The organism is Kribbella sp. NPDC000426 (genome assembly GCF_040300265.1).
Taxonomy (GTDB): Bacteria; Actinomycetota; Actinomycetes; order Propionibacteriales; family Kribbellaceae; genus Kribbella.
This window is the reverse complement of the sequence record NZ_JBEPDK010000016.1, coordinates 1-8,350: the sequence shown is the minus strand read 5'-3', so window position 1 is coordinate 8,350 and position 8,350 is coordinate 1. Positions and strand designations below refer to the sequence as shown.

Here is an 8,350-nt window from a genome sequence, read left to right as displayed (position 1 = left end):
TGAAGTCGGAGTCGCTAGTAATCGCAGATCAGCAACGCTGCGGTGAATACGTTCCCGGGCCTTGTACACACCGCCCGTCACGTCATGAAAGTCGGTAACACCCGAAGCCGGTGGCCTAACCCTTGTGGAGGGAGCCGTCGAAGGTGGGATCGGCGATTGGGACGAAGTCGTAACAAGGTAGCCGTACCGGAAGGTGCGGCTGGATCACCTCCTTTCTAAGGAGCGTTCTCCGATCGATCACTCACACAGGTGAGCCGATGATCGGCAGAGGCCGTTTAGTCCCCAATCGTGGGACTGCGGTTGCTCATGGGTGGAACACTGACAAGTATTCTTCTTCACTACTGCCGGCCCGAGTGCTGGTGGGAAGAGAGTTATATCGGCATACTGTTGGGTCCTGAGGGAACACGTGAGTGATCTTTCAAGGAAGAAACGACAAGACCTGGGCGTGGTCATACCGCGGTGCGAGAGTGCCGGCTGGTGCCACATGAGTTCGGGTGTTGTGTGTTGTTTGAGAACTGCACAGTGGACGCGAGCATCTTTGTTGTAAGTGTTTAAGAGCGTACGGTGGATGCCTTGGCACCAGGAGCCGATGAAGGACGTAGGAGGCTGCGATAAGCCTCGGGGAGCTGTCAACCGAGCTGAGATCCGAGGATGTCCGAATGGGGAAACCCAGCCACAGTGATGTGTGGTTACCCGCGCCTGAATATATAGGGCGTGTGGAGGGAACGTGGGGAAGTGAAACATCTCAGTACCCACAGGAAGAGAAAACAACATGTGATTCCGTGAGTAGTGGCGAGCGAAAGCGGAAGAGGCTAAACCATGGGTGTGTGATAGCCGGCGGGCGTTGCATTCGTGGGGTTGTGGGATCCGTCTTGTCAATTCTGCCGGATTGGCCGACAGTGAGAAATCATCGTGTTAGTCGAAGTGGTCTGGAACGGCCTGTCGTAGAGGGTGAGAGTCCCGTAGACGAAAACATGGTGACTGTCGTGACGGACACCCGAGTAGCAGCGGGCCCGTGAAATCTGCTGTGAATCTGTCGGGACCACCCGATAAGCCTGAATACTCCCTGGTGACCGATAGCGGACTAGTACCGTGAGGGAAAGGTGAAAAGTACCCCGGGAGGGGAGTGAAATAGTACCTGAAACCGTGCGCTTACAATCCGTCAGAGCCTGCGCCACTTCGGTGGGTGGGTGATGGCGTGCCTTTTGAAGAATGAGCCTGCGAGTTAGCGGCATGTCGCGAGGTTAACCCGTGTGGGGTAGCCGTAGCGAAAGCGAGTCCGAATAGGGCGTTTGTAGTGGCATGTTCTAGACCCGAAGCGGAGTGATCTACCCATGGCCAGGGTGAAGCGACGGTAAGACGTCGTGGAGGCCCGAACCCACTTAGGTTGAAAACTGAGGGGATGAGCTGTGGGTAGGGGTGAAAGGCCAATCAAACTCCGTGATAGCTGGTTCTCCCCGAAATGCATTTAGGTGCAGCGTCGCGTGTTTCACTCTGGAGGTAGAGCTACTGGATGGCCGATGGGCCCCACAAGGTTACTGACGTCAGCCAAACTCCGAATGCCAGAGTGTGAGAGCGCGGCAGTGAGACTGCGGGGGATAAGCTTCGTAGTCGAGAGGGAAACAGCCCAGATCGCCGGCTAAGGCCCCTAAGCGTGTACTAAGTGGAAAAGGATGTGGGGTCGCGAAGACAACCAGGAGGTTGGCTTAGAAGCAGCCACCCTTGAAAGAGTGCGTAATAGCTCACTGGTCAAGTGATCCTGCGCCGACAATGTAGCGGGGCTCAAGTACACCGCCGAAGCCGCGGCATTCACATAACACCCATGCGGGTCTACGGGCCTGTGTGCAGTGGTGTGGATGGGTAGGGGAGCGTCGTGCAGCCATGGAAGCGCCGGAGTGATCCAGGTGTGGAGGCTGCACGAGTGAGAATGCAGGCATGAGTAGCGAAAGACGAGTGAGAAACTCGTCCGCCGAATGACCAAGGGTTCCTGGGCCAGGTTAATCCGCCCAGGGTGAGTCGGGACCTAAGGCGAGGCCGACAGGCGTAGTCGATGGACAACGGGTTGATATTCCCGTACCCGTGTGAACGCGCCCCTGGTGAATCAGTGATGCTAAGCGCCCTGAAGCCGCCTTCGAACCTTCGGGTTCTCCGGTGTGTGGATGCGCGTGAACCGATCTGGTAGTAGCCAAGCGATGGGGTGACGCAGGAAGGTAGCTGAGCCAGTCAGTGGTAATACTGGTGTAAGCGTGTAGGGCGTGACCTAGGCAAATCCGGGTCACATGCAGCCTGAGACGTGATGCGTAGCCGATTGAGGCGAATTCAGTGATCCTATGCTGCCGAGAAAAGCCTCTAGCGAGCTTTCACACGGCCCGTACCCCAAACCGACACAGGTGGTCAGGTAGAGAATACTAAGGCGATCGAGATAACTGTGGTTAAGGAACTCGGCAAAATGCCCCCGTAACTTCGGGAGAAGGGGGGCCTCGTCTGGTGACGGAACTTGCTTCCTGAGCTGGGTGGGGCCGCAGAGACCAGAGAGAAGCGACTGTTTACTAAAAACACAGGTCCGTGCGAAGTCGTAAGACGATGTATACGGACTGACGCCTGCCCGGTGCTGGAAGGTTAAGAGGACCGGTTAGCCAGTAATGGCGAAGCTGAGAATTTAAGCCCCAGTAAACGGCGGTGGTAACTATAACCATCCTAAGGTAGCGAAATTCCTTGTCGGGTAAGTTCCGACCTGCACGAATGGCGTAACGACTTCTCTGCTGTCTCAACCACAGACTCGGCGAAATTGCATTACGAGTAAAGATGCTCGTTACGCGCGGCAGGACGAAAAGACCCCGGGACCTTCACTATAGCTTGGTATTGGTGTTCGGTTCGGTTTGTGTAGGATAGGTGGGAGACTGTGAAGCGGGCACGCCAGTGTTCGTGGAGTCGTTGTTGAAATACCACTCTGATCGTATTGGACATCTAACCTCGGACCATGATCTGGTTCAGGGACAGTGCCTGGTGGGTAGTTTAACTGGGGCGGTTGCCTCCCAAAATGTAACGGAGGCGCCCAAAGGTTCCCTCAGCCTGGTTGGCAATCAGGTGTCGAGTGCAAGTGCACAAGGGAGCTTGACTGTGAGACTGACAGGTCGAGCAGGGACGAAAGTCGGGACTAGTGATCCGGCACCGGCAAGTGGAAGCGGTGTCGCTCAACGGATAAAAGGTACCCCGGGGATAACAGGCTGATCTTCCCCAAGAGTCCATATCGACGGGATGGTTTGGCACCTCGATGTCGGCTCGTCGCATCCTGGGGCTGGAGTAGGTCCCAAGGGTTGGGCTGTTCGCCCATTAAAGCGGCACGCGAGCTGGGTTTAGAACGTCGTGAGACAGTTCGGTCTCTATCCGCCGCGCGCGTTAGAAACTTGAGGAAGGCTGTCCCTAGTACGAGAGGACCGGGACGGACGAACCTCTGGTGTGCCAGTTGTTCCGCCAGGAGCACTGCTGGTTAGCTACGTTCGGAAGGGATAACCGCTGAAAGCATCTAAGCGGGAAGCCTGTTCCAAGATGAGGTTTCTCACCCCCTCGAGGGGGTAAGGCCCCCGGCAGACCACCGGGTTGATAGGCCAGAACTGGAAGCACAGTAATGTGTGGAGGTGACTGGTACTAATAGGCCGAGGACTTACCACAAAGAAGCTACGCGTCCACTGTGCGGTATCTGAAACAACACACAGATACCATTCACCCCCAACCATGATCCCTCCGAGGGATTGTGGGTTCGGGTAGGGGTGTTGAATGTGTGACAGTTTCATAGAGTTACGGCGGCCATAGCGGAGGGGAAACGCCCGGTCCCATTCCGAACCCGGAAGCTAAGCCCTCCAGCGCCGATGGTACTGCACTCGACAGGGTGTGGGAGAGTAGGACACCGCCGAACACCCGTTAACCGGAAGGCCCCCACCAGCATTGGTGGGGGCCTTCCGGCATTTCCACATGTCCTTCACCTGATCGATCACGTTTCGCAAGACAGCGGCCGGCTCCGCGGGCCATCGGAATGCAATTCCTGCACGCTGTCGCGTGCCCGGCAACGCCGAGGTCGGCTCGACGACCGCCCGTGCTCGTTACAGTGGTCGGATGCTCAATTCCGTCGACGTCATCGACGTTCTCGACCCGATACCGCGGCTCGTTCCCGTCGGGGACGCAGCCGGACGGTTCGTGCAGTGGCGGGACGGGGCGGTGCATCTGCTCGACGACAGGCTCTCCGTGATTGCGCGGCGAGATCTGCCGCTGGCGGACGACGTCTGTGTCCTTGCGGCGTCCAGCCTCGATCGCATCGTGCTCGACTTCGCCGGCGGGCTCGCCATCGCGGGCGACGAAGTGATCACTGTGCCTGGACTGCGTGCCGATGCTGCAGCCTTCCTGGGGCACCTACTTGTCGTCGCGGTCCCGGACGGCCAGAGACACCGGCTGCTCGCGCTCGACCCTGCGACCGGGGACCTCCTGCACGAGCAGGACGTCGACGCCCCCGATGCGCGCGCATTCCTGCATCCGCATCCGACGGGAGATACGGCCGTACTCGAGCTCGCCATGGGACAGGACGGCGTACTCGCCTACCGCGTAGACGTCGATGGAATGCGCGTACACCTGACCGAGATCCTTGCTGGAGAAGATCCCGTGATTGCGGGCTTCAGTCCTTCCGGCACCGGACTGCTCGTCACCCCGTACCCGAGCGATCCGGAGACCGTGCGGATCCTGGGGTGGCCCAGTCTGAACGAGATCGCACAGCTCGACGCGAGTGACGTCGGGGCTGCATACGGGTTCGGGCTCGCTGGGTGCTGGATCGACGACGAGCTGGTTGCTGTTTACGCGACCGAAGACTCGTTGATCGTCACCGATTCGCACTTCGACTCGGTCGAGAGGGTCGCAGTGCCGATCGACTTCCGCGAAGAAGGAGAGATCGAGAGCCTCACTCGACTGACTTCGGGTGACATCGCCGTCGGTGCGTGGACACCGGCCGGTCGACTCACCTTGATTGCGCGCATCATCGACGGAAAGCGCACTGAATGACAGGGACACTGCCTGCCCCGCCTCACCGCCGGCCGTAGCGAGCTGCCCGACGGGGCTGGCGCCCGTCTTCGCGAAGACGCTGCTGTGCGCGCTGCATGATCGTGTCGTGTGGACCGAGATCGTCTTAAGCCAAGCATGATTCACGAGCGGCGTGGCAGACCGGCCCCAGCGATGGAGCCGCAGTTGGAGCTGCGTCGCCCGAGCCGGCTGTCCACGGCCCGATGGGCGAGAGTCGAGGGACTCTGGAGGAGCGCCCTGGGTGAGGCTGCCGACGTCGTGGGAGCTGTGTCGTCCCGTCGGCGCGCCCGCCTCTGGTTACGTCCTGTCCGTCACACTCCTGTCGGGGCCGTCCCCTATCCGGAGCTGCCTTGTCCCGTCGAGTTCCGCTGCGGCGAAGGCGAGATGGCTCTCCGTCCTCGGCCAGGGGGGCGTCTGGACCCACTCCTCTGCGACCAATCGCCGGGAGTCACGAGGGCAACCGAAGGACAGAAATTCGCAGGGCGGACCGTATGCGGCCGGCCCAGACGTCCGGCGAAGCCTGTCTAAGCGCAGCGGCCGGCGGTGCTGTGCGGAAACTGGATGTCGCGTTCCTACTTGTAGGGCCGCTACGCGTGGCAGGGGCTCGTTGCCATCTCTGGGTCTACCGAGCGGTCTACGGACGGTGGCCGCCGTCCATGCGGTCAGGGAATTCGACTGTCTCGACGCGTCCTCCCTCCGCCCCTGTTCTTCGAATGCGGCTCATACCCGCGACGGGAAGGGGCGGTTCGATGCAAGGCCGGGGAACTGCAAGTCCGTGCCCGTCCGCGGGTCGGATGGGCCCGACCAGCCAGCGGTTGTTTCAGCCACGGCCACACGCCGTCACGTCCCGCCGCGATCGCGCAGCGAACGTACGAGCCGGCGTGCCGTCGGCGTAGACGGGCGTCCGGGGCGGCCGACAATTGGTTGAGCCGTGCGCCCCACTTTTCACGGTTGCTCCCCTCGACCTGACATACCCCCGAAGGTGCAGTGAAAGCCGGCAAGTCGAGCGGCCGCGGGCACGTCAATGGTCGAGCCGGGGGAGCGCGGGGGCACCGGTTCGTACGGTGCTCCGCTGAACTCGATGGATGGGCCGGGTCGATGCGTCCGCTTGTGATGGTCTCCCTCGCGAGGTCGATATCCGGTCCAGCGTGCGGGGCCAGAGCCCGGAACGAGGCTCGGGTTCGGTTTGTCGCCGCCATTTGCCCGCGTCGGAGTGGCCGGGGAGTGAGGAGGGCCGACCGCTGCCCGCAACCCTCGCGATGACACGCATCCCCCGCCGGCTGATGGAATGAGCCACGGACCAAGGGGCTCGGCGATCGTCGCCGCGGTGCCGGGCGCCTGGCCCCGAGCCGAGGGGGTGTGCGCGCGTCGTGAGCTGTGCACCTGTTCCGGAAACAGGCGATTTGGTGTTCTGCGGGAGGATCGCGTAACTTATTGCAGGTCAGAGCGACACGGACACCGACCCGGACGCGATCTTCACTGGTCAGCGAGGGAAAACGAGGTTGTACGGGGAGCGCCTGATATTCCCGGAAGTTGGTTGACGATCCTGCCGTGTGTAGGGTGGTTGTACCGCGTCCGGGTGGCCCGGAAGGGAAGCGAGTTTGCGCTCGACTCCCGGGTGGGCTAAGCTGGAACGGTTGCCCCGGAACGAGAAACTGTGTGTTTCGAGTGATGGTGTGTGCGTGTTCTTTGAGAACTCAACAGTGTGTCGATGAATGTCAGTGCCAATTTTTGGTACTCCATCACTTTTTGTGGTGGGTATTTGCTGATTGTCTCATTCTTCCGTCTGGGATGGTCAGCGCAAACAGCTAGTTTGAGTTTATTTTGCTAGTGATTTGACTCGATGTCTATGACTGATTGCCGGTTTTGCCGGCCAATCTTGAGTCTTCAACGGAGAGTTTGATCCTGGCTCAGGACGAACGCTGGCGGCGTGCTTAACACATGCAAGTCGAACGGTAAGGCCCCTTCGGGGGTACACGAGTGGCGAACGGGTGAGTAACACGTGGGTGATCTGCCCTGCACTCTGGGATAAGCCTGGGAAACTGGGTCTAATACCGGATATGAGCTCCTGTCGCATGGCGGGGGTTGGAAAGGTTTACTGGTGCAGGATGGGCCCGCGGCCTATCAGCTTGTTGGTGGGGTAATGGCCTACCAAGGCGACGACGGGTAGCCGGCCTGAGAGGGCGACCGGCCACACTGGGACTGAGACACGGCCCAGACTCCTACGGGAGGCAGCAGTGGGGAATATTGCACAATGGGCGAAAGCCTGATGCAGCGACGCCGCGTGAGGGATGACGGCCTTCGGGTTGTAAACCTCTTTCAGCAGGGACGAAGCGAGAGTGACGGTACCTGCAGAAGAAGCACCGGCCAACTACGTGCCAGCAGCCGCGGTAATACGTAGGGTGCGAGCGTTGTCCGGAATTACTGGGCGTAAAGAGCTCGTAGGCGGTTTGTCGCGTCGTCCGTGAAAACTTGGGGCTCAACCCCAAGCTTGCGGGCGATACGGGCAGACTTGAGTACTGCAGGGGAGACTGGAATTCCTGGTGTAGCGGTGAAATGCGCAGATATCAGGAGGAACACCGGTGGCGAAGGCGGGTCTCTGGGCAGTAACTGACGCTGAGGAGCGAAAGCGTGGGTAGCGAACAGGATTAGATACCCTGGTAGTCCACGCCGTAAACGGTGGGCGCTAGGTGTGGGTTTCCTTCCACGGGATCCGTGCCGTAGCTAACGCATTAAGCGCCCCGCCTGGGGAGTACGGCCGCAAGGCTAAAACTCAAAGGAATTGACGGGGGCCCGCACAAGCGGCGGAGCATGTGGATTAATTCGATGCAACGCGAAGAACCTTACCTGGGTTTGACATATACCGGAAAGCCGTAGAGATACGGCCCCCCTTGTGGTCGGTATACAGGTGGTGCATGGCTGTCGTCAGCTCGTGTCGTGAGATGTTGGGTTAAGTCCCGCAACGAGCGCAACCCTTGTCCTGTGTTGCCAGCGCGTAATGGCGGGGACTCGCAGGAGACTGCCGGGGTCAACTCGGAGGAAGGTGGGGACGACGTCAAGTCATCATGCCCCTTATGTCCAGGGCTTCACACATGCTACAATGGCCGGTACAGAGGGCTGCGATACCGTGAGGTGGAGCGAATCCCTTAAAGCCGGTCTCAGTTCGGATCGGGGTCTGCAACTCGACCCCGTGAAGTCGGAGTCGCTAGTAATCGCAGATCAGCAACGCTGCGGTGAATACGTTCCCGGGCCTTGTACACACCGCCCGTCACGTCATGAAAGTCGG

The 8,350-nt window shown here is 60.0% G+C and carries 1 protein-coding gene and 4 rRNA genes; all 5 read left to right on the top strand.

Features of this window, described 5'->3' with window-relative positions; translation table 11 throughout:
• A 16S ribosomal RNA gene (locus ABT313_RS44650) occupies positions 1 to 215 on the top strand; the annotation flags it as partial.
• Positions 216 to 541: 326 nt separating this feature from the next.
• A 23S ribosomal RNA gene (locus ABT313_RS44645) occupies positions 542 to 3,672 on the top strand.
• 127 nt (positions 3,673 to 3,799) lie between these two features.
• Positions 3,800 to 3,916 (top strand): 5S ribosomal RNA (rrf, locus tag ABT313_RS44640).
• 197 nt (positions 3,917 to 4,113) lie between these two features.
• Positions 4,114 to 5,046: a hypothetical protein gene (locus ABT313_RS44635; protein WP_350867196.1), complete on the top strand. Its 933-nt coding sequence runs from the start codon at positions 4,114 to 4,116 to the stop codon at positions 5,044 to 5,046.
• A gap of 1,905 nt (positions 5,047 to 6,951) precedes the next feature.
• A 16S ribosomal RNA gene (locus tag ABT313_RS44630) occupies positions 6,952 to 8,350 on the top strand; the annotation flags it as partial.

Bases quoted from the DNA above. Each gene is read 5' to 3' on its own strand.
- ABT313_RS44635 (WP_350867196.1), top strand. From the start codon at position 4,114: ATGCTCAATTCCGTCGACGTCATCGACGTTCTCGACCCGATACCGCGG.